The sequence below is a fragment of the Paraburkholderia sp. LEh10 genome (genome assembly GCF_017814945.1).
Classification (GTDB): domain Bacteria; phylum Pseudomonadota; class Gammaproteobacteria; order Burkholderiales; family Burkholderiaceae; genus Paraburkholderia.
The window spans coordinates 1-876 of the sequence record NZ_JAGIPX010000223.1 but is presented as its reverse complement, the minus strand read 5'-3'; the positions used below and the strand labels follow the sequence as shown (position 1 = coordinate 876).

Sequence of the window (876 nt, the reverse complement as noted above, 5' to 3'; positions counted from 1 at the left end):
AATGAGCAGCGGCGGATTATCGAACTCGACCTGCAGCAGGCTCAGTACGAAGCCACGCTGGCAGAGCGACGCTACGCCGCCTGCGATCCCGATAACCGTTTGATTGCCTCGCAGTTGGAGAAGAACTGGGAAGCAGCGTTGCGTCGTGTTCAGGCCTGCCAGGCGCGTCTGGAGACGGCGCGCACTCCAGCGCCAGCTCGCCCTGCTCCTGACTTCACCAAGCTTGCCGAGAACCTCGACGCCGCCTGGAATGCTCCGGGTGTCACCATGCGCATGCGCCAACAACTGGTTCGGGCGCTGATCGTTGATATCGTTGCGGACGTGGATGAGACGACGCGTGAAGTTATTCTCACGATTCACTGGCAAGGCGGCCAACATTCACAGTTGCGCATCCGAAAGCCCAAGACCGGCGAACACGGATGCAGCACGTCTGACGGAGCGCTCGCAGTTATCCGCAGCATGGTAACCCGATGGTCTGATCAGGACATCGCCGCATCGCTAAACCGGATGGGAATACGGACGGGCCAAGGCAAGACCTGGACCGCGCATCGGGTTAGATCCGTACGGCACGTGCGTGACATCCGCGCCTATAAATCGGCTGAGAAGGATGGTGACTGGTTGACGATGTCCGAGGCAGCGGAAGTGCTTGGCGTCACCAATCATGTGATCCGCCGCCTGATCAAGGACCGAATTCTGCCCGCAGAGCAAGTAATGCCCGACGCTCCATGGCAGATCCGCGCAAGCGACCTGCATACCGAGGCGGTGGGTGTTGCGCTGACCACCCGGAAGCTTCGCCCGTGTCGCAGCGCCATCGAAGGGCAACTCCCAATGTTTATCGACGATTCAGAAGGAGGTGCACAATGAACGCCCCGTCGC

At 60.4% G+C, this 876-nt stretch carries 1 protein-coding gene; it reads left to right on the top strand.

The window, feature by feature from the left end; translation table 11 throughout:
• A partial coding sequence (locus J8I87_RS44060; protein WP_409518893.1) for a helix-turn-helix domain-containing protein occupies positions 1–864 on the top strand: 864 nt, incomplete at its 5' end.
• Between the last annotated feature and the right edge of the window lie 12 nt (positions 865–876).